Source organism: Salinifilum ghardaiensis (assembly GCF_054491345.1).
Map to the genome: position 1 here is coordinate 292,694 of NZ_CM137101.1, position 24,996 is coordinate 317,689.

A 24,996-nucleotide genomic window follows, 5' to 3' on the forward strand; every position below is an offset into this window, starting at 1 on the left:
TCACCCCCGCAGCCACGTGCCGTCGCCGAAGTCCTCGTCCTCGTCCGGGTCCTCCGGACCGGGGCGGGTGTCCTGCTGGGCGCCCTGGTCGCTGCCGGAAGGAGCGCTGGTGACGCTGTTCAGCATGAAGTCGAACGCCGCGCCGTCGCCCATCTCCGGCTGGACGGCCTCGCGGAGCTGCTCGCTCGCCCGCGTCTGCGCGCGGTTGACGCAGTCGAGGACCTCCTGGGCCAGTCCCTCCGGGTCGCGGCGCTTGATGCCGCTGCCGAAGGAGAGGTCGACGAGGTTGCCCGAGCTGTTGACGGTGACCGAGACCTCGCGGTCGCCGCTGCGCTCGGTCACCTGCACGCCCCCGATCGCCTCGTTGATGCGCTGGCTCTTCGCCTCCGCTTCGCGCAGTTTGTCCTGGTAGTCCGCCAGCAACTGGTCGGGATCGGTCGGATCGGACATCGTGCCTCCGGGGTTCCGGGTCGTTCTTCCGGGGACTCTAAGGGATCGGGGAGGCCGGTTGGACGGGTTCGCGCGCACCGGGTGCGCGAGTGGCGCGGGTCACGCCGTTCGACTCGGGGAGGGAGGAGCGCTCGTTTTCGCGCCAGTGCTGCGTCATCACACGATGGGGCAGTGACGCGCCGTAGGGCGAAATGTCCGCCTGCCGCTGCGCGGTCTGGTTCCGGCGGCTGACGCTGCGGCGCGTCGTGCGCGTAGCGTGTCCGCACCGGGAAACGGCGTGTTCCTGTGGGCGAGCGCTCGCTCCCCCGCGGAAGGGGCGGCGCGCCGGATCCGACCCGTTCGGCGCGCGATCGAAGTGCGCGCCGTCGCGGGTGTTCCTAAGGTCCACTGTGGTCGCTGGAGCGGCCGCGGCAACGTCCCTCCCGTCGCGGGACGAAGACCCGTTCGACGCCCGAGGAGTGAACTCCACGATGGCGGAAAAGCGGAAGAGAGTGCTCGGTGCGCTGGCCGCATCGGCGATGATCGTGCTGCTGTGCGGCATCGGAGCTGCGATCGCGTGGCCGCTGATCGCCTTGCGGTTCGCCGCTGTCGAGTTACCTCCGTCCACGTCGGAACAGCACGTGCAGCGGTCCGTGCTCTCCACCGTCGTCTGCCCCGGGGATTCCGGATCCGCAGTTCCGGGGTGTCGAACGATTCCTTCCACTGTGTCCGGTCAACCGGCGGTACTCGTCGGGCCGGCGGAGGCGTGAACACCCGCGAGCAGCGGGGAGGCGAACGCCCCCGATCGACTACAGTGGACAGCGCAGAGCCGCGGCTGGCGGTCGGCGCAGTGCGGAAGCGCCGCGCGGCGGCGCCTCGTCCCCCGCCGCGCGGCGGCGTTCTCCCCGGCCTGACGCCGGGACCGACCTCCCCCGGCCCGGCGCGTGCGCGCCACTCCGCGCCCTCCCGATCCGCCGGGCCGACGCTCGCCCGCATGCCCGCCCGCCCGCGCGACGGTGCTCGCGGCGCCTCCGCGCCCGCGTCCGCACGGCATCCGCGGGCGGGTTCGGTCACCGTGCGTGTCAACCCCGCGAGCTCCGCGGAACGATCATGCCCGCGGAATATTCCACTTACTCCGTGTCAGCGATCACTCGCAGGGCGGATGCACCCAGTTGCGAGCCGGATCCGGCGTGCTGTCACAGTGGCAGCCCCCGAATCGAGCGGCGTGTGGCCGTGTCCGACCGAGCGCTGGCGGTGTTGCGGTCTCGTCTGCCGTGTCCGTTTCATCCGCGGCACGCGGACCAGCCCCCGTGTGGCCTACCCGGGCATCACCCCCATGGCCGATTGTCGCCGTGCTCGGGGACCATTTCGATCGCAGTGATGCCGGAAGGATCGAACTCCATGGAGCGAGTGGACGCGGGAATCGTCGGTGGTGGCTTAATCACCGAGGACGTCACGACGCAGGACTGGGAACGGCGGATCGCCGAGCGCTCCGAGCGCTTGTACCGCGCACGCTTGCTGCGCCGGTTCCTCCTGCTCTGGGTGTACCCGGGCAACGCGTTGCTGGTGCTGTGCACGCTGATCGGCACGGTGATGACCTGGCCCTCGCCACTCCTGCCGGTCGCCGGGTTCACGGTGCTGGTCGTCTCGGGCGCGATCGGTGGGCGGTTGGCCTACCTGCAGCACCTGCGGGTGCGCTCGGTGCGGGCGGAGCTGCGCACGCTGGAGACGGCCTACCGCGAGCAGCGCCTGGCCGAGGTGGACTCCGACGACCTGCTCGGCACGCAGAAGCGCTACCGCGCGGAACTGCCCGAGATCATCGGCCGGTACCGCGCGGCCGCCCGCGAGGACCGGCGCAAGGACGCCCTGTTGCAGAGCGTGGTGATCGGTGGTTCGATCATCGCGGCCACCACGAGCGGGTTGTCCCTGTCGCTGGCCGGGGCGCACTGGGGGGCAGTGGTGCTGAGCCTGCTGGTCGCCGTGGCGGCGGCCTTCGCGGGGCACGGCCAGTTCCGCGAGCGCGCGTCCACGTGGCAGCGCACGGCCGACGCGCTGGAGCGCGAGTACGAGGCCGTGGAACTGCGGGTCGGGCGTTACCGCCGGTTCGGGGACGAGCGCGACGCCTACGCCGAGTTCGCCGACGCGGTCCTCGCGCTGCGCGGTCCGGCGCTGCGCTCGCCGGGTGCCGATGTCGACGTCACGTGACGGCGGCGCGGTGGCAGCGACGGGGGCGGCAACAGGGGACATGACGCAGCGGAGTGGCTGAACGGTGAAATCCGCCGCATGTCCCCGAAAGTGCGATGCGTATCCCGCGCGATTCGTGACGGTGCGTGCGAATTCGCCGAGTACGTGATCGCTGAATGGTGTCCGAGCGAGTTTCCGTAATCTTCGGCGCCGCGCACACCTAACCGCCTGCAGGAAGGAGCTAGGCGATGAAACGCACGCTGAGCGCGGCGACGTCGGTGGTGGTCGGCGGCGCGGGCGCGGTCGCTTTCCCCGCCGCGGCCCTCGCCGCACCGGCCGACCAGTCCGCTGAAGAGGTCGCCGCCCAGAACGCCACCGGGGCGGCGCTGCACACGGCAGGTGCCGTGCACTCCGCGACGCAGACCGTCGGAGACGTCGTCTCGGCTCCGGAGGAGCTGGCCACCGGCGCCAAGGCGCAGGACCCGCTGGCCCCCGTGACCGGCCTGCTCGAGAAGGTCGTCGGCACCGTCACCGGCCTCGCGCAGCAACAGCAGCAGAAGTCCGCCGACGCGCTGCCCGACGAGGTGACGGGCACGCTGGACTCGGCCACCTCGCAGGTACCGGCGGTGGACCAGGTGGCCGGCCAGCTGACCGGCGACTCCGCGCCCCGCAGCGGCCTCGGCAACCCCCTCGACAACCCCCTCGGCGAGGTCAACGGCCTGCTCGGCGAGGGGCACAGCCCCGTCACCGGCCTCACCGAGGCGCTCGGTGGCAGCGACAGCCGCAGCCTCGGCAGCCCGGGCCTGCCCACCGACCAGATCACCGGTGACCTGCCGGTCGAGGACCTCGCCCCGGTCGGCCCGACCCTGCCCGCCGAGCAGGGCGAGCGCTCCGCTCCCCGGTCGGTGCCCGGTACCGGAACCGCGCAGCAGGCCGTCGACACCGCGCAGCACAGCGCCGAGAGCGTGCCCGCGCCCGCGCAGGCCTCGGAGACCGACGGCGCGGAGCAGCCGCAGGTCGGTCCGCTCAACGGTCTGACCAGCGAGGAGGGCCTGGTGGGCGGGGTCACCGGCGAGATCCCGGTGGACAACCCGACGCCGGAGAGCGTCAGCGAGGTCCCGCAGCGGCTCACCGGCGAACTGCCGGTGGACGCCCCGAAGAGCGAGAGCCCGCTGCACACCGACGCGGTCGGTGCGGTCGGCGACGTCGTGCAGAACGGCCCGCTGAACAGCCTCGGCTGACGAACCACCGCGCTACTCGTTCGGGTCCGGACGAACAAGACCCCGGCCAGCTGGCCGGGGTCTTCGTCGTGCCGGGAGCGAGCTCCCGGGCGTGCGCCGTCGGCGTCAGTGCGCGCCCTGGTCCTTGGCGCGCTTGTAGGAGGCGTTGATCTCCTCCTCGGCCTCGGCGCGGCCGGCCCAGGTGGCGCCTTCCACGCTCTTGCCCGGCTCGAGGTCCTTGTACACCTCGAAGAAGTGCTGGATCTCCAGCTTGTCGAACTCGGGCACGTGGTGGATGTCCCGCAGGTGCTCCTGACGCGGGTCGTCGGAGGGCACCGCGATGATCTTGTCGTCGCCGCCCTTCTCGTCCCGCATGCGGAACATGCCGATGGGGCGGGCGGTGACCAGGCAGCCCGGGAACGTGGGTTCCTGGATGAGCACCAGGGCGTCCAGCGGGTCGCCGTCCTCGCCCAGCGTGTGCTCGATGAACCCGTAGTCCGCCGGGTACTGGGTGGCCGTGAACAGGGTCCGGTCCAGGCGGATCCGCCCGGACTCGTGGTCCACCTCGTACTTGTTCCGATACCCCTTGGGTATCTCGATCACGACGTCGAAGTCCACGCGTTCCTCACTAGTCCTCGGTGTGCAATGCGGGCGCGGTCTTCCCGCGCGCGGCCACGTCTAGTGTGGACCACGGTGGCGCCGTGGGCGCCACCGCAGTGTGACAGCTCGCAATCCGGCAGGGTGGCGACCGGGCAAGGAGGAGCACGTGGCCGAACCCCAGGTCCCCGGGGGCGACGGGCCCGACGGCAGCGTTCCGGACACGGGGGAAGCAGCCCGCGGCGAAGCGTCCGAGCAGGTCAACGAGGTCTCGAACGATTCCGGGGAGCAGCGGGCCGACCAGGGCGGCGAGGACTCCGGTGGGACGCGTGAGGCGGGTGCGGTTCCCGGGGGCGCGACCCCGACCGGCGCCGGTTCGGAGGACGGCACCGCGGGGGCCGCCGATGAGGGCGTGGTGTGGCCGACGGAGGAGGACACCGCCCGCGCGGCCGAGACCGGACCAGATGCGAGCGGCCTGACCGCCGGGACGGATCGCCTCGCCATCGACGCCGCCGGGACGGGCGCGGGTGAGACGAACGCCACAGGCCGCTCCGGCGGTGCGGTGGCTGGTTCCGCCGGAGCGGGCGGAACCCCGGGGGCGGACGTGCCAGGTGCGCCGGGGGCGCCCGCCGAGGCGGCGGCGGAGAGCACCCGGAGCATCGCGCCCGTCGAGGACGCGGCGCGCGAGACCGGGGCGGGCGTGGAGGACGAGAGCTCGTCCGAGCAGACCCGGCGCATCCCCGTCGTGCCGCCGGAGGCGGCCGCCCCGCAGGCGGCCGGGAGCGCGGTCGGGGGAGGACCGGCGGGGGAGGAGTCGGACGCCGAGCGCACGGCGAACATCCCGGTCGTGCCGGGTGAGCAGCCGGGATCCGGGGGCACCCAGCCGCACGCCGTCCGACCTCCCGCGTCGCAGCCCCGGAACCATCCCCAGCAGCAGGACCAGCAGCCCCCGGGCGATGCGCAGCCGACGCAGTACATCCCGCGCCTCGACCCCGGTGCCGCGCCCGCCGCGGCGCGCCCGGAGGACTTCGGCTTCGGCGCGAGCGCTCCGCCGGCCGGTCCCGCGGCCCGGGACGACACCGGCGCCCAGGTCCGCACCGGCGAGCAGGGCACCCCGCCCGCGGAGCCCGCGAGCCCGCCGGAGCGCGCGGCGCACTCCCCGGCCGGACCGGCCTCCCGGCCCGCGGGCGAAGCGGCGGGTCCCGGAACGGGCGCGCCTGACCCGGTCGATCCGCCCCAGAACGAGCCGCCCCAGGCCGCACCAGCGCAGGGCGAGCCCGCCGCGGGCAAGCGGCGCCCCGTCCTGCTGGTCGGCGCGGCGGCGCTCGTGGCGGTCCTCGTGCTGGGTGCGGCCTTCCTGCCCGGGCTGTTCGGCTCCGGCCCGGCGGCACCACCTCCGGCGCCGGTGCAGCTGAACCCGGCGGTCAACCCCGTCGACGGCGCCGGAGCGCCCACGCCGACCAGGCAGGGCATCGAGGCGCAGCTGTCCGGGGAGCTGCGCAACCCCGCGCTCGGGACCTTCTCCGGCACCGTGGTCGACGCCCGCACGGGCGAGACGCTGTGGGCGCGGGAACCGGGGCGCGGGATGGTGCCCGGCTCCACCGCCAAGGTGCTCACCGCCGCGGCGGCGCTGCTCACGCTCGACCCGGACCACCGCTTCACCACGAAGGTCGTGCAGGGCGGCGAGCCGGGCAGCGTGGTGCTCGTCGGCGGCGGCGATCCGACGCTGAGCAAGCTGCCCGCGGGCCGCGAGTCGGTCTACGGCGAGGTCGCCCACCTCGACGACCTGGCCGCGCAGGTCGAGCGGGCCGCCGGCGGCGACGTCGAGTCGGTGCGGTTCGACACCTCGCGCTACGCGGGAGATCCGATGGGGCCCGCCTGGGACCCGGCGGACATCGCCGGCGGCTACATCACCCCGATCGAGCCGATGATGCTCGACGGCGGGCGCGCCGACCCGACCGCGGAGAGCAGCAGGCGCACCCAGCAGCCCGCCCTGCAGGTGGCGCACGGCCTGGCCTCCCGCCTGGGCCTGCACGGGCTGCAGGTCAGCGAGGGGGAGGCGCCGGAGAACGCCCGCGTGCTGGGCGAGGTGCGCTCGCCGACGGTGCGCGAGCTGGTGGAGAACATGCTCCAGCACTCGGACAACATCATGGCCGAGGTCATGGCCCACGAGGTCGCGATCGCCACGGGGCACGAGCCCTCCTTCGAGGGGGCTACGCAGGCGGTGCGCTCGGTGCTCGCCCGGCACGGCGTCGACCTCGGCGGGACCGACCTCGCCGACGGCAGCGGCATGTCCACGCAGAACCGCATCACCCCGCGGACGCTGGGCAGCGTGCTGCACCTGCTCGCCCGGCCGGGGCGGAACGGCTCGGTGCCCGCCGACACGGCGAAGCTGCGCGGGTTGCTTCCGGGGCTGCCCGTGGCCGGCGGCAGCGGCAGCCTCGAGGACCGCTACCAGGGCAGCGACGGCCGCGGCTGGGTGCGCGCGAAGACCGGCACGCTCAGCGGGGTGAACAGCCTGGCGGGCACGGTGCTCACCGCGGACGGGCGCGTGCTCGTGTTCGCCCTCATGTCGAACGGCCCCAGCCCGGCCGAGGCGCGCCCCGCGCTGGACGCGGTGGCGGCGGGGCTGCGCGGCTGCGGCTGCCGGTGAAACACCCGAACGGTGAGGTGCCCGCGCGGGCTGCTGACGGCGTACGGTCGGCTGTGTGCAGGCTCATCCGGTAGACACGCGCACCGGCCCCGCCACCATGGACTGGAACACGGCGGTGGCCACGGGGACCCGGCTGCTCAAACCGGGTCCGGAAGTACCGCGGGACGAGGCCGAGCGCGCCGTGCGCGACCTCCGGCGGTTCAGCACCGAGGCGGAGGCCCACGTCCGCGAGATCACCGGGCTCGGGCGCGAGCTCCCCGTGCTGGAGGGCGCCGTGCTGGACCGGCCGGACTGGGTGCGCGCCGCAGCGCAGGGGCTGAACGAGCTGACCGGGACCGCGGCCGCGATCGCGGAGGCCCGCGGTGCTTCCCAGGACCGCCTGCTGCCCGGGTGGAGCGCGCGCAGCGCCGGTGTGCAGACCGGCGTGGTGCTGGCCTACCTCGGCGGCAAGGTGCTGGGGCAGTTCGACCCGTTCGGGCAGTCCGGCGTGCCCGGCCAGCACGGGCGGCTGATGCTGGTGGCGCCGAACGTCGTCGCCGCCGAGCGCGCCCTCGCCGTGCCGGTGGAGGACTTCCGCATGTGGGTCTGCCTGCACGAGTCGACGCACCGGTTGCAGTTCAACGCGGTGCCGTGGCTGCGCGACCACTTCGCGACGAGCCTCGGCGAGCTGCTGTCCGAGATGACCGACTCCGCCTCCCAGGTGCTCAGCCGCCTGCCCTCGGCGGTGCGCGAGCTGCGTTCCGGCCGCCACTCCGCGGGCGCCAGCCCGGGCGTGCTCGGCGTGCTGGAAGTGCTGCAGACCCCCGAGCAGCGGGCCGCGCTGGACCGCATCATCGCCCTGTCCACCCTGCTGGAGGGGCACGCCGACCACGTCATGGATGCGGTCGGGCCGCGCGTGATCCCGAGCGTGGCCACGATCCGCGAGCGGTTCACGCGCCGCCGGGAAGGCGGCGGGGTGCTCGACCGCCTGCTGCGCAGCCTGCTCGGGATGGACGCCAAGATCCAGCAGTACGCCCGGGGCGCCGAGTTCACCCGCAACGTGGTGGACCGCGTGGGCATGGCGGGTTTCAACGCGGTGTGGCAGGGGCCGGAGAACCTGCCCACGCGGGCCGAGATCGTCGCGCCGGAGCGGTGGATCAGCCGGGTCCACGGCTGAGCGCGGACCGCGCCGCCCGTGCGGCGACCGCTCCTGCGTCAGGGAGAGCGATCGAGGATGCTCGACGTGCGTGAACAGGTGGCGAGCCACTCCCCGACGTCAGGGGAGATCCAGCGCAGCATCGTGACCAGGTCGCCGTGGAGCTCATCGGGCCCGCTGTAGGCGTCCGGTGCCGAACGAGCGGCACCGGGTTGGCGGAGGCCGTGGATGATCGGCTCGTGGTGCGCGATCCGGTTGCGGAGGGCGTGCAGCCGGTGCAGCGCAGCACGCACTCCGGTGCGCGTTCCCCTCGCCCCGGGGAACGCGCGGTGCAGTGCGGGTTTCCACAGCAGCTCGTCGTAGTTGCGGCGACTGCGGTGCGGCGGGCGGCCGACGTGGCCGCCGGCCTCCAACAAGTGGATCCAGAAGCCCATCGGCAGCCGGGCGAGCGTTCCGCCCGGCGGATCGCAAGTACGAGACCCGGCATCGGCCCGGGCTTTCGCTGACCGCGGTTTGTGCTCGTTCGTCCAGCAGTCCGCTCCCCGCGAACCAGAACTCCCCGTAGGTCGCGGTCAGCTCGCGGTCCGTGCTGTTGCGGAGACGCACTTCCAGCAGCGCCAGGTCCGCGTGCACGCTGGCAGCAAACTCACCCCCACGAGGTAGAGCTGCACCGGTCCGCAGCCCCACTGCGGGGCGTGCCGTTCGTACGTGGCCAACCGTTCGGCGCTCAGCAGCGGGGCGATGAAGAGGCTGCGCCGCTTTCCTGACGGGCCGGTGCGGTCGAGCACATGGCCGCCAATCCGCGCGGCCCCTCGCCAATCCGCGCGGCCCCTGGGGCGTTTTATCACCGCTCCGGTCGTCACCGATCATCGCCGTCTGCTAGCGCCATCCGCGAAGTCCCCCGGCCAGCCTCTGCCTCCGCGAGCACTGCCCTCGTGGGCACGCACCGGGGTTTTTCTGCTCCGCGGGCGTGCTTGACCGGGCGGGTGCCGGCTTCGCGCCGTTTTCGGGTCGGCCCTCCGTGGGAGGCCGGGGCGGCTGCTGTCCTGCCGCGCCGCCCCGCGCATCCGCGCCGGACCGCCGCGCCAGAATGGTCGCGTGCCTGCTCCAGCCGCGTCCGTCAGCGCGATCCGCACGGCCGTGCGCCGCCTGCTCGGCCGCTCCCGCGTCCCGGCGGAGTACCGCACCGCCCCGCTGGCGGTGGCCTGCTCCGGCGGTGCGGACTCGCTGGCCTTGGCGGCCGCTGCGGTGCACGAGGCGCGCGGCCGCGAGGTGCACGGCCTGGTCGTGGACCACGGCCTGCAGTCCGGTTCGGCCGCGGTGGCCGAGCGCGCCGCCGACCAGCTGCGCGAGTCGGGGTGCACCGCGGTGCGGGTGCTGCCGGTGGAGGTGACCGGCTCCGGCGGGCTGGAGGCGGCGGCGCGGCGCGCCCGGTACGCGGCGCTGCGGCGGGCCCGGCCGGAGGGCTCGCTGGTGCTGCTGGGGCACACGCTGGACGACCAGGCGGAGTCGGTGCTGCTGGGGCTCGGGCGCGGCTCCGGGGCCCGGTCGCTGGCGGGCATGCGCGCGTGGGACCCGCCGTGGGTGCGGCCGCTGCTGGGGGTGCGCCGGGAGACGACGGCGGCGGCGTGCGCGGCGCTGGGGATCCGGCCGTGGCAGGACCCGCACAACGCCGACGCCCGTTTCGCCCGAGTGCGATTGCGCACAGAGGCGCTGCCGCTGCTGGACGGGATCCTCCGCGGCGGGGTGCACGCGGCGCTGGGGCGCACCGCGGAGCAGCTGCGCGAGGACGCCGACGCGCTGGACGCCTGGGCGGCCGAGACGCTCGGGCGGGTGGCGACGGACGACGGCCTCGACGCCTTCGCTCTGGCGCGCTGTCCAGCGGCGTTGCGGCGCAGGGTGTTGCGGGACTGGCTCCGCGGGCGCGGTGCGGGCGCGTTGACGGACGCACACCTGCGCGCGGCGGACCGGCTGGTGGGAGACTGGCGGGGCCAGGGGGGCCACCCCCTCCCCGGCGGCTTGGTCGTCCGCAGGGAACATGGCACGCTCTTCGTGGAAGGAGCGGACCGCAAGCCGCCGAACGGGTGATCATCGCGGTGGTGCGGCCGCGGCGCTCGCGCGGGTGCGGGGTGCAGAGAGCGAATCAAGACAAGAGGGGAACCCGGGCCGTGTACGACGGCGATATTGCGTCCGAGCTCATCAGCGAGCAGCAGATCCGCGAGAAGGTGTCCGAGCTGGCCGGGCGGGTGGCCGCGGACTACCAGGGCTCCCAGGGGGATCTGGTGCTGGTCGGTGTGCTCAAGGGCGCGGTCCTGTTCATGACGGACTTCGCGCGCGCGTTCCCGCGACCGTCGCAGCTGGAGTTCATGGCGGTCAGCTCGTACGGATCGTCGACGTCCTCGTCCGGGGTGGTGCGCATCCTCAAGGACCTGGACCGGGACATCGCGGGCCAGCACGTGCTCGTCCTGGAGGACATCATCGACTCGGGGCTGACGCTGTCCTGGCTGCTGAAGAACCTCCAGGCGCGCGACCCGGCCTCGCTGGGGGTGTGCACGCTGCTGCGCAAACCGGACGCGGTGCGGGTGGACGTGCCCGTCGAGTACGTCGGCTTCGACATCCCGAACGAGTTCGTGGTCGGCTACGGCCTCGACTTCGCGGAGCGCTACCGCGATCTGCCGTACATCGGCACGTTGGACCCGAAGGTGTATACGTCGGGTGTGTGAGGCGGTCACGGTTGACCGCGGAGCGTGCTCGCGCGGGTCTCGTGCGCGAGCGCTCGGGGGCTGACCGCGTGACCGGTGTCTCGCCGGGAGTAGGCTGGCCGTCCCGCGTCGTGCTCGGCGTGGTGGCGCGGTCGCGTCTGCCGGTACGCTGGTCGGAAGGGTCGACGGCCACCCGAATGTCCGTGTCAGCCGAGCGTGCCGTTGCCCAAGTGACAGTCAGGGAGGGTCGAGGCCGCTCGCCGGCCGCAAGTGAATGGACCGAAAGCGCCTGCTCCGCAACCCGCTGCTGTGGATACTCGTCGTCGTGCTGCTGGTCACCGGCGTCAGCATGCTCATGGACGAGACCCGCGCCTACGAGGACGTCTCCACTTCGGACGCCCTGAGCCAGATTCGCCAGGGCAAGGTGGCCGAGGCCACGATCGAGGACAAGGAGCAGCGGGTTCGCCTGACCCTCAAGGAGGGGCAGGAGTTCAACGGCAACAACATGCTCATCGCCGAGTACCCGGCCGGTGAGACGAACCAGTTGGTCAGCGCCATCCAGGACGGCGACCTGAACAACTGGAACACCAAGGTCACCCAGGAGTCCATCTGGTCGACGCTGCTCATCTACCTGCTGCCGCTGGGCCTGGTGCTGCTGCTGCTGTGGTTCATGATGAGCAACATGCAGGGCGGCGGTAACCGCATCCTGAACTTCAGCAAGTCCAAGGCGAAGCAGTTCACCAAGGACATGCCGCAGACGCTGTTCCCGGACGTCGCGGGTGCGGACGAGGCCGTCGAGGAACTGCACGAGGTCAAGGACTTCCTGCAGCAGCCCGGCCGGTACCAGCAGCTGGGCGCGAAGATCCCGAAGGGCGTGCTGCTCTACGGCGCCCCGGGTACGGGCAAGACCCTCCTGGCCCGGGCCGTGGCGGGCGAGGCCGGCGTGCCGTTCTACTCGATCTCCGGTTCGGACTTCGTCGAGATGTTCGTCGGTGTCGGCGCCTCCCGCGTGCGGGACCTGTTCGAGCAGGCCAAGCAGAACGCGCCCTGCATCGTCTTCGTCGACGAGATCGACGCGGTCGGCCGCCAGCGCGGCGCGGGCATGGGCGGCGGCCACGACGAGCGCGAGCAGACGCTGAACCAGCTGCTGGTGGAGATGGACGGTTTCGACTCGCACGGCGGCATCATCCTCATCGCCGCGACGAACCGACCGGACATCCTCGACCCGGCGCTGCTGCGCCCGGGCCGGTTCGACCGGCAGATCCCGATCCCGGCGCCGGACTTGCGCGGCCGCCGCGCGATCCTGAACGTGCACGCCAAGGGCAAGCCGATCGCCCCGGGCGCGGACATGGAGGGCCTGGCCAAGCGCACGGTCGGCTTCTCCGGTGCCGACCTGGAGAACGTGGTCAACGAGGCCGCGCTGCTCACCGCCCGCGAGGGCCAGCAGCAGATCACCGGCCCCGCGCTGGAGGAGGCGGTCGACCGCGTGATCGGCGGCCCGCGCCGCAAGACCAAGGTCATCTCCGACCAGGACAAGAAGATCACCGCCTACCACGAGGGCGGGCACGCGCTGGCCGCGTGGGCCATGCCCGACCTGGACCCGGTGTACAAGCTGACGATCCTGCCGCGCGGGCGCACCGGCGGGCACGCCCTGACCGTGCCCGAGGACGACAAGGACATGCTCACCCGCTCGGAGATGATCGCCCGGCTGGTGTTCGCCCTGGGCGGCCGAGCCGCGGAGGAGCTGGTCTTCCACGAGCCCACGACCGGCGCGTCCAGCGACATCGAGCAGGCCACGAAGATCGCGCGGTCGATGGTCACCGAGTACGGCATGACGGCGCGGCTCGGCGCGGTCAAGTACGGCAAGGAGGAGGGCGACCCGTTCCTCGGCCGCACCGCGGGGCAGCAGCCGAACTACTCGCTCGAGGTGGCCCACGAGATCGACGAGGAGGTGCGCAAGCTCATCGAGGCCGCGCACACCGAGGCGTGGGAGATCCTGAACACCTACCGGGACGTGCTGGACGACCTCGTCCTCGAGGTGGTGGAGAAGGAGACCCTGGTCCGGCGCGACCTGGAGCGCATCTTCGCCGACGTCACCAAGCGCCCGCGCATCACGGCGTTCAACGACTTCGGCGGCCGCACCCCCTCGGAGAAGCCGCCGGTGACGATCCCGAGCGAGCTGTCCAAGCAGCACGATCCGGACCAGCAGCCCGCGCAGGAGCAGCCGCAGGGTCCCGCGCCGGACCAGGTGTGGCAGCCGACGAACGGTTCCGGCCCGCAGCAGGAGCAGCAGCCGGCCGGCGCGGGCGCGACGCAGGGGACGGTGCAGTTCCCCGCGCCCGGTCAGCAGTCGGGCCAGTCCGACGGTTCCGGCCAGTCCGGCGGGCCGGCGTCGGCGGTCCCGCCGAACTACGGCGCGCCGCCGGGGTGGACCCCGGCCACCTCGCCGGGGGCGAACTACCCGTCGAGCGGCCAGTCCCAGCAGTACAACTGGCTGCCCTCGTGGGAGCGCGGCCAGCAGGGCCCGGCGCCGGCCGACCGCGGATCCGCACCGGGCCCGGACGGGACGCCGGGGCAGGACTCCGCGGGCGGCGGGTCCGATTCGGACGGTACCTCCGGCGCCGAGGGCGGCCAGGAGAACGGGAACGGTTCCGCGAACCGTTGACCCGCGGCGAGCCCCGCACCCGGTGACCGAGCACGCTCCTCGGCCGGGGGCGGGGCCAGGGGTGGAGGAAAGAGCGAGTGTCCACGATCGACGGCCCGCCGGACCCGGGTGCTCCGGAGCCCATCTCGGGCAGCGCGGACCCGGACGGGTTCGCGGAGGAGGCTGCCGCCGCTCCGCGGTTCGACCACGCGCGGGCGCAGGCGGCGATCCGCGAACTGCTGCTCGCCGCGGGTGAGGACCCGGACCGCGAGGGCCTGCAGGAGACCCCGGCGCGGGTGGCGCGCGCCTACCAGGAGCTGTTCGCCGGGCTCTACACCGACCCGGACGAAGTGCTGGACAAGACCTTCGACGAGGCGCACGAGGAGCTCGTGCTGGTGCGCGAGATCCCCGTGTACAGCTTCTGCGAGCACCACCTGCTGCCGTTCCACGGCTACGCGCACGTCGGCTACATCCCGAACGAGCAGGGCCGCGTCACCGGTCTGTCCAAACTGGCCAGGCTGGTGGACCTCTACGGGCGGCGCCCCCAGGTGCAGGAGCGGTTGACCTCGCAGGTGGCCGATGCGCTGGCGCGCAGGCTGGAACCGCGCGGGGTGATCGTCGTGATCGAGGCCGAGCACCTGTGCATGGGCATGCGCGGCGTGCGCAAGGCCGGTTCCACGACGACGACCTCCGCGGTGCGCGGCATCTTCCGCAGCTCGGCGTCCTCGCGCTCCGAGGCTCTGTCACTGATAAGGGGCAACTGACATGCATTCCCGACTGGCCACGCCGGGCCGGTGCGCCGTGCTGGGCGTGCTCAACGTGACCGCGGACTCGTTCTCCGACGGCGGGCGCTACCTGGACCACGGGGCCGCGGTGCGGCACGCCGAGGAGCTCGTCGAGGCCGGTGCGGACATCGTCGACGTGGGCGGCGAGTCGACCCGCCCGGGCGCGGAGCGCGTGGACGCCGAGGTGGAGCTGGACCGCGTGCTGCCGGTGGTGCGCGAGCTCGTCGACCGCGGCATCCCGGTCAGCGTCGACACGATGCGGGCGCGGGTCGCCGAGGGGACGCTCGAGGCCGGTGCCGCCATCGTCAACGACGTCTCCGGCGGGCTGGCCGATCCGGACATGGTGCGGGTCGTGGCCGAGGCCGGCGCGCCGTTCGTGCTCATGCACTGGCGCGGGCACAGCCGCGACATGAACGAGCTCGCCCGCTACGAGGACGTGGTCGGCGAGGTGCGCGCCGAGCTCGCCGAGCGCGTCGAGGCCGCGGTGAAGGCGGGCGTGGACGAGAGCGGCATCGTGCTCGACCCCGGTCTGGGGTTCGCCAAGACGGGCGAGCACGACTGGCAGCTGCTCAACCGGCTGGACGTGCTGCTGGACCTGGGGTACCCGGTGCTCGTCGGCGCCTCCCGCAAGCGGTTCCTGGGGCGCCTGCTGGCGGACGCGGAGGGCAACCCGCGGCCGCCGGCCGGGCGGGAGACGGCGACCGCGGTGATCTCGGCGCTCTCGGCCGACCGCGGGGCCTGGGGCGTGCGGGTGCACGACGTGCGGGCCTCCCGGGACGCGATCGCCGTGACCGCGGCGTGGAACGCGGGCGGGGTGGCGTGACCGCCGCGACCGCGGCGTGGTGTCCGAGGCCGGGGTGCCTCGAGGGCCCGTCGGATCCGGGGGCTCCGGGAGCCGTGACATCCGAGGACGAGGAGGACAGGTGGCCGACCGGATCGCACTGACCGGCCTGCGGGTGTGGGCCCGGCACGGGGTGCACGAGCACGAGAGGCGCGACGGGCAGGAGTTCCTCGTCGACGTGACGCTGTGGGTCGACCTCGGCGAGGCGGCCGCGACCGACGACGTGCGCAGCACGGTGCACTACGGCGAGCTGGCCAACCGGGTCACCGGGATCGTCGGGGGGAAGCCGCGCGATCTCATCGAGTCGGTGGCGGCCGAGGCGGCCGACGACGTCCTCGCCACGCACGGGCAGGTGCACGCCGCCGAGGTGACGATCCACAAACCGCAGGCGCCGATCGAGGTGCCGTTCGGCGATGTCGCGGTGACGATCCGGCGCTCCCGCCGCGGCGGCCGCGGCGGGCAGTGCTGAGAGGGGGCTGCCGATGAGCGCAGCGGTGCTGTCGCTGGGGTCCAACCTGGGCGACCGGTTGGGTTTCCTGCAGCTCGCCGCGGACGGGTTCGCCGGTGAGCTGCGCACCGCCTCACCGGTGTACGAGACCGCGCCGTGGGGGGTGACCGACCAGCCGGACTTCCTCAACGCGGTGCTGCTGGTGTCCTCGCCGGACTTCGGCCCGTGGGACTGGCTGCGCCGCGGTCAGGAGCTGGAGCAGCGGGCCGAGCGCGAGCGCGAGCAGCGGTGGGGCCCGCGCACCCTCGACGTCGACGTGGTCACCGTGGACGACGTGCGCAGCGATGACCCGCAGCTGCTGCTGCCGCACCCGGGCACACCGCAGCGGGCGACGGTGCTCGTCCCGTGGCTGGCCGCGGATCCGCAGGCGCACCTGCCGGGGCACGGGCCGGTGGCCGAGCTGCTGGAGCGGTTGTCGGAGGAGGAGCGCGCCGGGGTGCACCGCCGCGACGACCTGGCGTTGGTCTAGCACTCGCGGTGGCTGGTGCTCGCCGCCGTCGGCGTCCGAGCCGACGGGTTCGCAGCGAACAGATCGACGAGCCGGACCAGGCGAGTGACTGATGGCGGTGCTCAGTGACCCGGTAGCGCCTGCACCCGTGGCCGCTCCGGTCGTCGGTGCCGCCGGGAGACGCCGCCTCCCGCGGCCGGCCTGGGCGGAGGCGGCCGCGGGTGCGATCCTGGGCGCGTGGCACCTCGGCAGCACAACGGCATGACCTACACCCAGGCGCGGCACCTGGTCCTCGCCGGAGCCATCGCCGCGATCGTCGTCTTCGGGCTCGTCCGGGTGTCCTACGGCTCGCTCCCGCCGCTGCCCCTGTTCGCCGGGGCGACGCTGCTCGTCGTCGCGGCCGTCGACCTGGGCGTGGCGTTCACCCTGGGCGGGCGGATCCAGCGGCGCGAGGCCCGGGGCCCGGAGGACGCGCTCACGGCCGCGCGGGCGCTCGCGCTGGCGAAGGCGTCGTCCGCGGCGGGCGCGGTCATGAGCGGCGTGTGGGTCGGCATGCTCGGCTACCTCGTGCCGCAGGCCTCCAGCGTGGCCGAGGCGCGTTCGGACAGCGGCGCGGCGGTGGTCGGGCTGATCAGCGCGCTGCTGCTGCTCGGTGCCGGGTTGTTCCTGGAACGCCGGCTGCGCAACCCGGACGAACCGCAGGACCGCGACGAGGCGGAGTCCGACCCGGAGGGTTACCGCGAGTGATCGAATTCCACTCGTCCGAAGTGGTGAGTGTGCCCTGCGGAGACCGGGCGTTGTTGCCGGTTTCACCGCGCTCGCGGACGGTTCGGACGGGTCATGCGGGTCCTCGTGCCGAGGCCGCGCGGGTATCGTGAGGCCATGGCGAAGCGTGATCACCCCCCTGCGGAATCCGGGGCGGGATCAGCCGCGGGCGGCGATCCCGATCCGGGACCGGGGCTGCGTCGCCAGACACCGAGGGGCCGTCAGGCGCCGAAGGTGGCCGCCGTGTTCCTCGCGGCGGCGGCCGCGGGGGTGCTGATCCTCAGCGATGACGTGCGGCTGCTGCGGCTCGGGGTGGTCACCGCGCTGTGGGCCGCACTGCTCTGCGCGTTCGCCGTGGCGCGTGCGCGCCACCGGTTGTCCGCGCAGGAGCGCCGGGTGGCGGAGCAGCGCCGCGCCTACGAGCGCGAGCTGGAGCGGGAGACCGCCGCGCGCCGCGAGTTCGAGTCCCGCGTGGCCGAGGAGGCCCGCAGGGAGGTCGCGGCCGAGTACGAGGAGGAGCTGCGCGAGCTGCAGCGGTTCCGGGAGGCCGCGCACCACGTCGGCGGGGACGACCGGGTGCGGCTGGCGCTGCCCGCCGAGGCGGATGGGCAGCGCAGCGGTGACGGTGCGGCCGCCGACCGGCACGCGCTCGTCGTGCGCGCCGCGGACACGCACGAACTGCCGGCCGTTGTGCCGGGGCGCGCGGACGCGGCCCCGCGGGCGCAGGCGGTCCCGCGGGCGCAGGCACCCCCGTTCGCCGAGGCGCGCCCGGGAGCGGAGGGCCGCGCGCGCAGCGCGGAGGCCTCGGGAAGCGGGATGGTCCCGGTCGCGCCGCCCCCGGAGCGGGGGGCGCGGGGGCAGGCAGCGGCACCCCCGGCGCACCCGGCTCCGGGGCGTCCGGGGCGGGTGCCGGAGCCGCCGCGCCAGGCGGTCGGCAACGAGTGGTCGTACCCGGGGATCGCGGCACCCGGTCACGACGGTGCCGCTGCCGGCGCGTCCGCTGCCGGGGCTTTCCCGGCGGGCACGGGCGCCCGCGGTCCGGGCGCGGAGTCGCCCGGGGCGCAGCCGAGCGGCACCGGGACGCAGTCGAGTGGAACCGGGGCGCAGCCGAGCAGCACCGCGGCCCCTTCGAGCAGTACCGGGACGGACGACGTCGAGGCGCAGGCGAGCGGTGGTGGGAACTCCGCCGACGATCCGGAGGCGGGCGCGCACACGGCGGGCACCTCGGTGACCGAGCTCCTCGCCGCCTACGGCGACGCGGGCACGCGCCCCGGCCGCCGACGCCGGCGCGGCTGAGACCCGCCTCCCCGGAGGGACGCGCGCCGCTCCCGCGGTTCCGGGGTGGACATCGCGCGGGGAGTGCTCACCACCCCGGCGCGGCACCGCGGCGTCCCCGCGCGGGCGCACGTCCCGTTGCGGGGGGAGCAATCTAGGGTTTGGGACGTGCCACACCGTGATCGTCACGTTCCCGGAGGCGGGAACGCCCACGATCCCCACCCGGCGGGCCCGGCGCATTCCGCCGGCGGTTCCGGGGATCTCGGCGTTGCCCAGCACGACGTCTCCGCCGCGCGCCGGTTGCAGCAGCGCAAGCACCACCAGGTCGGCTGGCCGGTCGCCGGGCTGCTCGTCCTGTCCCTGTGCGGGCTGGCGATGCTCGGCGTCACCACCTCCCGCGTCGGCCTGCTGCCCGGCCTCGTGGGCGCGACCGCTGCGCTGCTGCCGGTCGGCGCGGTCTTCGCCGCGACCATCTGGATCGACCGGTGGGAACCGGAGCCGCCGAAGCTGCTGCTGGGCGCGTTCCTCTGGGGCGCGGGCGGGGCGACCGCCTCGGCGCTGCTGCTCAACGACGCCGTCACCGACCTCGGCGACATGCTCTTCGCGCGGAGCGATCAGCGGTTCTTCGCCCTCGTGCTCACCGCGCCTGTCGTGGAGGAAGGGGCGAAGGCGCTGTTCGTCGTGGCCCTGTGGTTCCGCCGCCGCTCCGAGTTCAACGGCATGGTCGACGGCATCGTCTACGCCGCGCTGACCGCAGCCGGTTTCGCGTTCATCGAGAACATCCTGTACTTCGGAAAGGCCTTCGCCGAGGGCGGTTTCGGCAGCGTCAGCGGCGGGGTGGTCGCCGTGTTCATCCTCCGGGGCGTGCTCGCCCCGTTCTCCCACCCGCTGTTCACGGCGATGGTGGGCATCGGGATCGGGCTGGCGGCCCGCAGCCGCGCGCGGGCCCCGCGGGTGCTCTGGCCCGCGGCCGGCTACCTGTTGGCGGTCGCGCTGCACGCGGTGTGGAACGCCTCCACCACGCTCGGCGGGGAGCGCTTCCTCGTGATCTACTTCCTCATCATGGTGCCGGTCTTCGCCGGTACCGGGTGGCTCGTGTGGTGGCAGCGCAAGCGCGAGCAGCGCATCGTCGTCGAGCAGCTGCCGGTGCTGCAGCGCGCCGGGCTGATCGTGGAGAACGAGCGCGAGCTGCTGGTCACGCTCGCCGCCCGCCGCGGGTGGCTGCGCACGGTCCGGCGCAGCGCCGGCAAGGAGGCCGCCAAGGGCGTGCGGGACTACCAGATCGCCGTCACCGAGCTGGCGTTCCTGCAGCACCGCGCCCAGCAGGGGTGGACGACGAGCACGGCCCGCCGCGAACGGCGCGAGCAGCTCGTCGCCGAGCTGAAGCAGGCGCGGCGCTCCGCCGCCGGCACGCAGCAGGCCATCCGGACGGCCAAGCTCAAGCTGGACGAGCTGACCCAGATGCGGGTGCAGCGACCGCGCCAGCCGCGCCGCCCGCAGTGACCCGCGGGCACCGCCGATCAGTGTGATGCGACACCCCCGGCCCGGTGCACCGCCGGGTGCGCTCTACGCTCGCAGTGGACGTCCGGTACCCGGATGGGACTGGAACGGCTGAGGAGGACGACGTGGGTCACGCGCAGCGACCCCGCCTGCGGGTCGGCATCGTGTCCGCGGGACGCGTGGGCAGCGTGCTCGGTGCGGCGCTGCGCCGGGCGGGTCACGAGATCACCGGCGTGTCGGGGGTCTCGGACGCTTCCCTGCGGCGCGCCGCGGAACTGCTCGACGGCGTGCCCGTGCGCTCGCCCGACGAGGTCGTCGGCGCGGCCGACCTGGTGCTGCTGGCGGTGCCCGACGACGCCCTGCCCGGCCTGGTGCGCGGTCTGGCCGCGACCGGCTCGCTGCGGCCGGGGCAGATCGTCGCGCACACCTCCGGTGCGCACGGCGTGCACGTGCTCGACCCCGCGGCGGAGGCGGGCGCGCTGCCCGTGGCGATGCACCCCGCGATGACGTTCACCGGTCGCGCCGAGGACGTGCAGCGCCTGCCGTCGGCGTGCATGGCGATCACCGCCGCGGACGCCGGGGCGGAGGAGGACGCACCGGGCTGGCCGGTCGCCGAGGCCCTCGCCCTGGAAACCGGCATGGAACCCGTGCGCGTGCCCGAGCACGCCCGCGGGCTGTACCACGCCGCGCTCACCCACGGCGCGAACCACCTGGTCACGCTGGTCAACGAGTGCGTCGAACTGCTGCGCACCGCCGGGGTGGAGCCGGCGGAGCAGCTGCTCGGCCCGCTGCTGTCGGCCGCGCTGGACAACTCCCTGCGGCTGGGCGACCGCGCGACCACCGGTCCGGTGGTGCGGGGCGACGCGGGCACCGTGGCCGCGCACCTGGACGCGCTGGGCGAGGCCGATCCGGAGGTCCTCGCCGGGTACCGGGAACTGGCCCGGCGCACCGCCCGGCGGACCGAGCGCGCCGGGATCCTGCGCGCGGAGGACGCCGACGCGGTGCGGGCGGTGCTCGACGGGCCGGGCGCGGCGCCCGGCACCGGCGCAGATCCGGAGTGAGGACGTCCCCGATCCCCGCTGACACCCGATGAGCAGGAGCGAGAAATGAAGGCGTCGCACCAGGTCGGTGCCGGTCCCGGGTACACCCCGAACGACGTGACGGTGCACCGCCGGCCGGAGGAGCTGGCGAAGGTGACCCGGGCGCTGCGGTCCACCGGCCGCACGATCACCCTCGTGCCCACCATGGGGGCGCTGCACGAGGGGCACATGGAGCTCATCCGCGCCGCACGCGCGGTGCCCGGCAACATCACCGTGGTGTCGATCTTCGTCAACCCGCTGCAGTTCGGCGAGGGCGAGGACTACGAGCGCTACCCGCGCACGTTCGAGTCCGACGTCGAGGCCTGCCGCGAAGCGGGCGTGGAGCTGGTGTTCGCCCCGGACACCGAGGCGATGTACGGGTCGGACCCGCAGCTGTCCGTCCACCCGGGACCGCTCGGCGAGGAGCTGGAGGGCGCGGCGCGGCCCGGGCACTTCGCCGGTGTGCTGACCGTGGTGCTCAAGCTGCTCAACATCGTCCGCCCCGCCCAGGCGTTCTTCGGGGAGAAGGACTACCAGCAGCTGGTGCTGATCAACCGCATGGCGCGCGAGTTCAACCTGGACGTGCAGGTGCTCGGCGTGCCGGTGGTGCGCGAGTCCGACGGCCTGGCGCTGTCCTCGCGCAACGCCTACCTGGACGCGGAGCACCGCTCCGCCGCGGCGGTGCTCTCGGCGGCGCTGGCGGCCGGCTCGCACGCCGGGTCGGGCGGTGCCGCGGCGGTGCTCTCGGCCGCGCGGGAGGTGCTGGCCGAGGAGCCGCGGCTCGAGGTGGAGTACCTCGAACTGCGCTCCCGCGATCTCGGCCCCACCCCGGAGGAGGGCGAAGCGCGGTTGCTCGCCGCGGTGCGCGCGGGCGGGACGCGCCTGATCGACAACGTGGGCGCGACCCTCGGCGGCGGGATGGAGTGAGCCCGCGGGGCTCGGCTGGGAGGTGCCGGTCATGTGGCGGACCATGCTGAAATCCAAGATCCACCGGGCGACGGTGACCCAGGCGGATCTGCACTACGTCGGTTCGGTGACCGTCGACGCCGACCTGATGCGCGAGGCCGACCTGCTCGAGGGCGAGCTCGTGCAGATCGTCGACGTCACCAACGGGGCGCGGCTGGTGACCTACGTGATCACCGGCGAGGCCGGTTCCGGCGTGCTCGGCATCAACGGGGCCGCTGCGCACCTGATCCACCCCGGTGACCTGGTGATCCTGCTGGCGTTCGGTGTCATGGACGAGCAGCAGGCGCGCACGCGCAGCCCGCGCGTGCTGTTCGTCGACGCGGACAACAGGATCGTCGACCGCGGCGGGGACCCCTCCGCGGTGCCGGCGGGAGCGGTGGAGTCCGGCCTGCGCAGCGGTGCTCGCACCGAGTCCGGCGAGGCCGTCGCGCCGCCCGGTGCCACCGGTCCGGAGGCGGGCGGCCTGGCCGGGGGCGCCGCCCGGTTGGACGCGCTGCCGCGCGAGCAGTAAGCAGGACCTCGGACGACGAGATCATCCGCGGGAGCCGCCGCAGGCCGGAGGCTCCCGCGGGCGGAGGACCGCGGCAGGAGCGGGAGGACACGGGTGCTGCTGACCATCGACGTGGGCAACACGAACATCATGCTCGGGGCGTTCGCCGACGGCGAGGCGGAACAGCCCGCCGGGTCGGGGGCATCCGGTGTGGACCGCGGCACCGCGGGCCGGGACGTCGGGGGTCGCAGCACCGCGGGCGGGGGAACGGCCGGTCCGGAACCGTCCGGGTGGCCGGTGCGCACCTGGCGCATGCGCACCGAGCCGCGGATGACCGCCGACGAGCTGGCGCTGACGATGCGCGGCCTGCTCGGCGAGCACGCCGAGCGGATCACCGGCGTGGCCGCGCTGTCCACAGTGCCCGCGCTGCTGCGCGAGCTGCGCGTGATGCTCGACCGGTACTGGCCCGACCTGCCGCGGGTCGTCGTGGAACCGGGTGTGCGCACCGGTGTTCCGCTGCTGGTGGACAACCCGAAGGAGGTCGGCGCCGACCGCGTGATCAACACGCTGGCCGCGCACCACCTGCACCACGTCAACTGCGTCGTCGTCGACTTCGGCACGTCGACGAACATCGACGCGATCTCGGCCAAGGGCGAGTTCCTCGGCGGTGCGTTCGCGCCCGGTGTGGAGATCTCCCTGGACGCGCTGGCCGCGCGCGCCGCCCAGCTGCGCAAGGTGGAACTGCAGCCGCCGCGGTCGGTCATCGGCAAGAACACGGTGGAGGCGCTGCAGTCCGGCATCCTCTACGGGTTCACCGGCCAGGTCGACGGGCTGGTGCAGCGCATCGTGGCGGAGCTGGAGCGCACCTACGGCGGCTCGACGTCCGTGCTCGCCACCGGCGGCCTGGCCCCGCTGGTCGTGTCGGAATCGCGCACGATTTCGGCGAACGTGCCGGAGCTGACACTGCTGGGGCTGCGTCTGGTCTACGAGCGCAACTTCGGTGCGTGAGGGCTCCGCGGATCGGCCGTTGCGGGCGGGTGGTCGGGGCCGGCGGGGAGGGCCCTCCTGGTTACGGCCGTGCGCGAGCCGAAACGTACCCTTGGGGCGTGACTGACCAGGACCGTCCCACCGCCGAGGAGCCCGCGAACGAGGCCGCCGCGGAAGCCGCCGACACCACGCCGGAGCAGATGCGCGTCCGGCAGGAGAAGCGCCAGCGACTGCTGGATTCCGGGGTCGACCCGTACCCGGTGAAACTGCCGATCACCCACGATCTCGCGGACGTGCGCGCCGCCCACGCGGATCTGCCGGCGGACACCTCCACCGGCGACTTCGTCGGCGTGGCGGGCCGGGTCATCTTCATGCGCAACACCGGCAAGCTGTGCTTCGCCACGCTCCGCGCCGGGGACGGCACCGAGCTGCAGGCCATGCTCAGCCTGCAGCAGGTCGGCCAGGAGGACCTCGAGGCGTTCAAGAGCGATGTCGACCTGGGCGACCACGTCTTCGTGCGCGGCGAGGTCATCACCTCCCGCCGCGGGGAGCTGTCGGTGCTGGTCGGCGAGTGGCGGATGGCCGCCAAGGCGCTGCGGCCGCTGCCGGTGATGCACAAGGACCTGGGGGAGCAGACCCGGGTGCGGCAGCGCTACGTCGACCTGATCGTGCGGCAGCAGGCCGCCGACACCGTGCGCATCCGGGCCGCGACCCAGCGGGCGCTGCGCGATTCGTTCCACAGCCGCGGCTACCTCGAAGTGGAAACCCCGATGTTGCAGACGTTGCAGGGGGGTGCGGCCGCGCGCCCGTTCGTGACGCATTCAAATGCGTTCGACATGGACCTGTACCTGCGCATCGCGCCGGAGTTGTATCTGAAGCGGTGCGTCGTCGGCGGTATCGAGAAGGTTTTCGAGATCAACAGGAACTTCCGCAACGAGGGGAGTGATTCTTCCCACTCCCCGGAGTTCGCGATGCTGGAGTTCTACGAGGCCTACAGCGATTACTGGGACATGGCCCGGCTCACCCGGGAACTCATCCAGGAGGCCGCCGAATCGGTCACCGGCGGTCAGCGGGTGACGTGGTTCGACGGCACCGAGGTGGACCTTTCCGGGGAGTGGCCGTGGCTGACCATGTACGGATCGTTGTCAGAAGAGCTCGGAACCGAAATCACCCCGGAAACCTCCGTGCAGGAGCTGCGCGAGCACGCCTCGGCGCGGGGAATGTCGGTCGATCCGCAGCACGGGCACGGCAAACTCGTCGAGGAGTTGTGGGAGCACCTCATCGGTGACCACATCACGGTGCCGACGTTCGTCCGCGACTTCCCGGTGGAGACCTCCCCGCTGACGCGGCAGCACCGGCAGCGGTCGGGCGTCGCGGAGAAATGGGACCTCTACGTGCACGGGGTCGAGCTCGCCACCGGGTATTCCGAACTCGTCGACCCGGTCGTGGAGCGGCAGCGCCTCCAGGAGCAGGCGCGGCTGGCGGCCGCGGGTGACGAGGAAGCGATGCCGGTGGACGAGGATTTCCTCCGCGCGCTGGAGTACGGGATGCCGCCGAGCGGTGGTGTCGGCATGGGCATCGACCGGTTGTTGATGGCGCTGACCGGACTCGGGATTCGCGAGACGATCCTGTTCCCGCTGGTGCGGCCGGAGTAGCGGTCCCCTCGGCGCGGGCGGGACGGGCCGTTCCGCGGTTTTCCGGGTTCCGCGCCGGTTTCGCCCGCGCGGGCTTTCAGCTGCACCGGGTTTCAGCTGCACCGGGTCGGCACGCGCACCGCCGGGTCGGCGC

General features: G+C 73.6%; 23 protein-coding genes. 20 read left to right on the forward strand and 3 right to left on the reverse strand.

Annotated features, from left to right (window positions below):
• Entirely contained in the window at window positions 1-450 is a 450-nt protein-coding gene (locus ACVGV0_RS01325) for a YbaB/EbfC family nucleoid-associated protein (RefSeq protein WP_459158016.1), read from the reverse strand.
• A 470-nt stretch (window positions 451-920) separates the two neighbouring features.
• Here ACVGV0_RS01325 and ACVGV0_RS01330 point away from each other — a divergent pair, with 470 nt between their 5' ends.
• The 3 genes from ACVGV0_RS01330 (at window position 921) to ACVGV0_RS01340 (ending at window position 3,854) form a co-directional block, all read left to right on the forward strand.
• Window positions 921-1,199: a hypothetical protein gene (locus ACVGV0_RS01330; RefSeq protein ID WP_459158017.1), complete on the forward strand. Its 279-nt coding sequence runs from the start codon at window positions 921-923 to the stop codon at window positions 1,197-1,199.
• Between the two features lie 631 nt (window positions 1,200-1,830).
• Entirely contained in the window at window positions 1,831-2,634 is an 804-nt protein-coding gene (locus ACVGV0_RS01335; protein WP_459158018.1) for an SLATT domain-containing protein, read from the forward strand.
• Window positions 2,635-2,861: 227 nt separating this feature from the next.
• A complete protein-coding gene (locus ACVGV0_RS01340) occupies window positions 2,862-3,854 on the forward strand; it encodes a hypothetical protein (protein ID WP_459158019.1) in 993 nt (330 codons plus the stop codon).
• Window positions 3,855-3,959: 105 nt separating this feature from the next.
• Here the strand turns inward: ACVGV0_RS01340 and ACVGV0_RS01345 are convergent, their stop codons facing one another.
• Window positions 3,960-4,451 carry an inorganic diphosphatase gene (locus tag ACVGV0_RS01345; protein ID WP_459158020.1) on the reverse strand — a complete coding sequence of 164 codons (492 nt, stop codon included), beginning with the start codon at window positions 4,449-4,451 and terminating at the stop codon, window positions 3,960-3,962.
• Between the two features lie 148 nt (window positions 4,452-4,599).
• On the opposite strand from ACVGV0_RS01345, the gene dacB reads away from it, so the two are divergent.
• Together dacB and ACVGV0_RS01355 are read left to right on the forward strand one after the other, a co-directional pair.
• A complete protein-coding gene (gene dacB, locus ACVGV0_RS01350; RefSeq protein WP_459158021.1) occupies window positions 4,600-7,083 on the forward strand; it encodes a D-alanyl-D-alanine carboxypeptidase/D-alanyl-D-alanine endopeptidase in 2,484 nt (827 codons plus the stop codon).
• Window positions 7,084-7,180: 97 nt separating this feature from the next.
• A complete protein-coding gene (locus ACVGV0_RS01355) occupies window positions 7,181-8,239 on the forward strand; it encodes a zinc-dependent metalloprotease (RefSeq protein WP_459159881.1) in 1,059 nt (352 codons plus the stop codon).
• Window positions 8,240-8,277: 38 nt separating this feature from the next.
• On the opposite strand, the gene ACVGV0_RS01360 is transcribed toward ACVGV0_RS01355, so the two are convergent.
• Window positions 8,278-8,652, reverse strand: a complete 375-nt coding sequence (locus tag ACVGV0_RS01360; RefSeq protein ID WP_459158022.1) for a hypothetical protein — start codon at window positions 8,650-8,652, stop codon at window positions 8,278-8,280.
• Between the two features lie 664 nt (window positions 8,653-9,316).
• Between ACVGV0_RS01360 and tilS the strand changes: the two genes are divergently transcribed.
• The 15 genes from tilS (at window position 9,317) to lysS (ending at window position 24,863) form a co-directional block, all read left to right on the forward strand.
• Window positions 9,317-10,306 (forward strand): tRNA lysidine(34) synthetase TilS, encoded by a 990-nt coding sequence (gene tilS, locus ACVGV0_RS01365; protein WP_459158023.1) that lies wholly within the window; start codon window positions 9,317-9,319, stop codon window positions 10,304-10,306.
• A gap of 80 nt (window positions 10,307-10,386) precedes the next feature.
• A complete protein-coding gene (gene hpt, locus ACVGV0_RS01370) occupies window positions 10,387-10,941 on the forward strand; it encodes a hypoxanthine phosphoribosyltransferase (protein WP_459158024.1) in 555 nt (184 codons plus the stop codon).
• Between the two features lie 253 nt (window positions 10,942-11,194).
• Entirely contained in the window at window positions 11,195-13,585 is a 2,391-nt protein-coding gene (gene ftsH / locus ACVGV0_RS01375) for an ATP-dependent zinc metalloprotease FtsH (protein WP_459158025.1), read from the forward strand.
• 122 nt (window positions 13,586-13,707) lie between these two features.
• Window positions 13,708-14,328 (forward strand): GTP cyclohydrolase I FolE, encoded by a 621-nt coding sequence (gene folE / locus ACVGV0_RS01380; RefSeq protein ID WP_459159882.1) that lies wholly within the window; start codon window positions 13,708-13,710, stop codon window positions 14,326-14,328.
• A gap of 1 nt (window position 14,329) precedes the next feature.
• On the forward strand, window positions 14,330-15,172 hold the full coding sequence (folP, locus tag ACVGV0_RS01385) for a dihydropteroate synthase (RefSeq protein ID WP_459158026.1): 843 nt from the start codon (window positions 14,330-14,332) through the stop codon (window positions 15,170-15,172).
• Window positions 15,173-15,272: 100 nt separating this feature from the next.
• Complete coding sequence (folB, locus tag ACVGV0_RS01390) at window positions 15,273-15,659, forward strand: dihydroneopterin aldolase (protein ID WP_459158027.1); 387 nt, start codon at window positions 15,273-15,275, stop codon at window positions 15,657-15,659.
• Window positions 15,660-15,672: 13 nt separating this feature from the next.
• Window positions 15,673-16,167 carry a 2-amino-4-hydroxy-6-hydroxymethyldihydropteridine diphosphokinase gene (folK, locus tag ACVGV0_RS01395; protein WP_459158028.1) on the forward strand — a complete coding sequence of 165 codons (495 nt, stop codon included), beginning with the start codon at window positions 15,673-15,675 and terminating at the stop codon, window positions 16,165-16,167.
• A gap of 216 nt (window positions 16,168-16,383) precedes the next feature.
• Window positions 16,384-16,893, forward strand: coding sequence for a DUF3180 domain-containing protein (locus ACVGV0_RS01400; protein ID WP_459158029.1), 510 nt, complete (start codon window positions 16,384-16,386; stop codon window positions 16,891-16,893).
• A 135-nt stretch (window positions 16,894-17,028) separates the two neighbouring features.
• Entirely contained in the window at window positions 17,029-18,207 is a 1,179-nt protein-coding gene (locus ACVGV0_RS01405; RefSeq protein WP_459158030.1) for a DUF6779 domain-containing protein, read from the forward strand.
• A 147-nt stretch (window positions 18,208-18,354) separates the two neighbouring features.
• Window positions 18,355-19,689 carry a PrsW family intramembrane metalloprotease gene (locus tag ACVGV0_RS01410; protein ID WP_459158031.1) on the forward strand — a complete coding sequence of 445 codons (1,335 nt, stop codon included), beginning with the start codon at window positions 18,355-18,357 and terminating at the stop codon, window positions 19,687-19,689.
• Between the two features lie 122 nt (window positions 19,690-19,811).
• Complete coding sequence (locus ACVGV0_RS01415) at window positions 19,812-20,747, forward strand: Rossmann-like and DUF2520 domain-containing protein (protein WP_459158032.1); 936 nt, start codon at window positions 19,812-19,814, stop codon at window positions 20,745-20,747.
• 45 nt (window positions 20,748-20,792) lie between these two features.
• Complete coding sequence (gene panC, locus ACVGV0_RS01420; RefSeq protein ID WP_459158033.1) at window positions 20,793-21,692, forward strand: pantoate--beta-alanine ligase; 900 nt, start codon at window positions 20,793-20,795, stop codon at window positions 21,690-21,692.
• Between the two features lie 31 nt (window positions 21,693-21,723).
• Window positions 21,724-22,242, forward strand: a complete 519-nt coding sequence (gene panD / locus ACVGV0_RS01425) for an aspartate 1-decarboxylase (protein WP_459158034.1) — start codon at window positions 21,724-21,726, stop codon at window positions 22,240-22,242.
• A gap of 93 nt (window positions 22,243-22,335) precedes the next feature.
• Entirely contained in the window at window positions 22,336-23,229 is an 894-nt protein-coding gene (locus ACVGV0_RS01430; RefSeq protein ID WP_459158035.1) for a type III pantothenate kinase, read from the forward strand.
• A gap of 179 nt (window positions 23,230-23,408) precedes the next feature.
• A complete protein-coding gene (lysS, locus tag ACVGV0_RS01435; RefSeq protein ID WP_459159883.1) occupies window positions 23,409-24,863 on the forward strand; it encodes a lysine--tRNA ligase in 1,455 nt (484 codons plus the stop codon).
• Window positions 24,864-24,996: the final 133 nt, after the last annotated feature.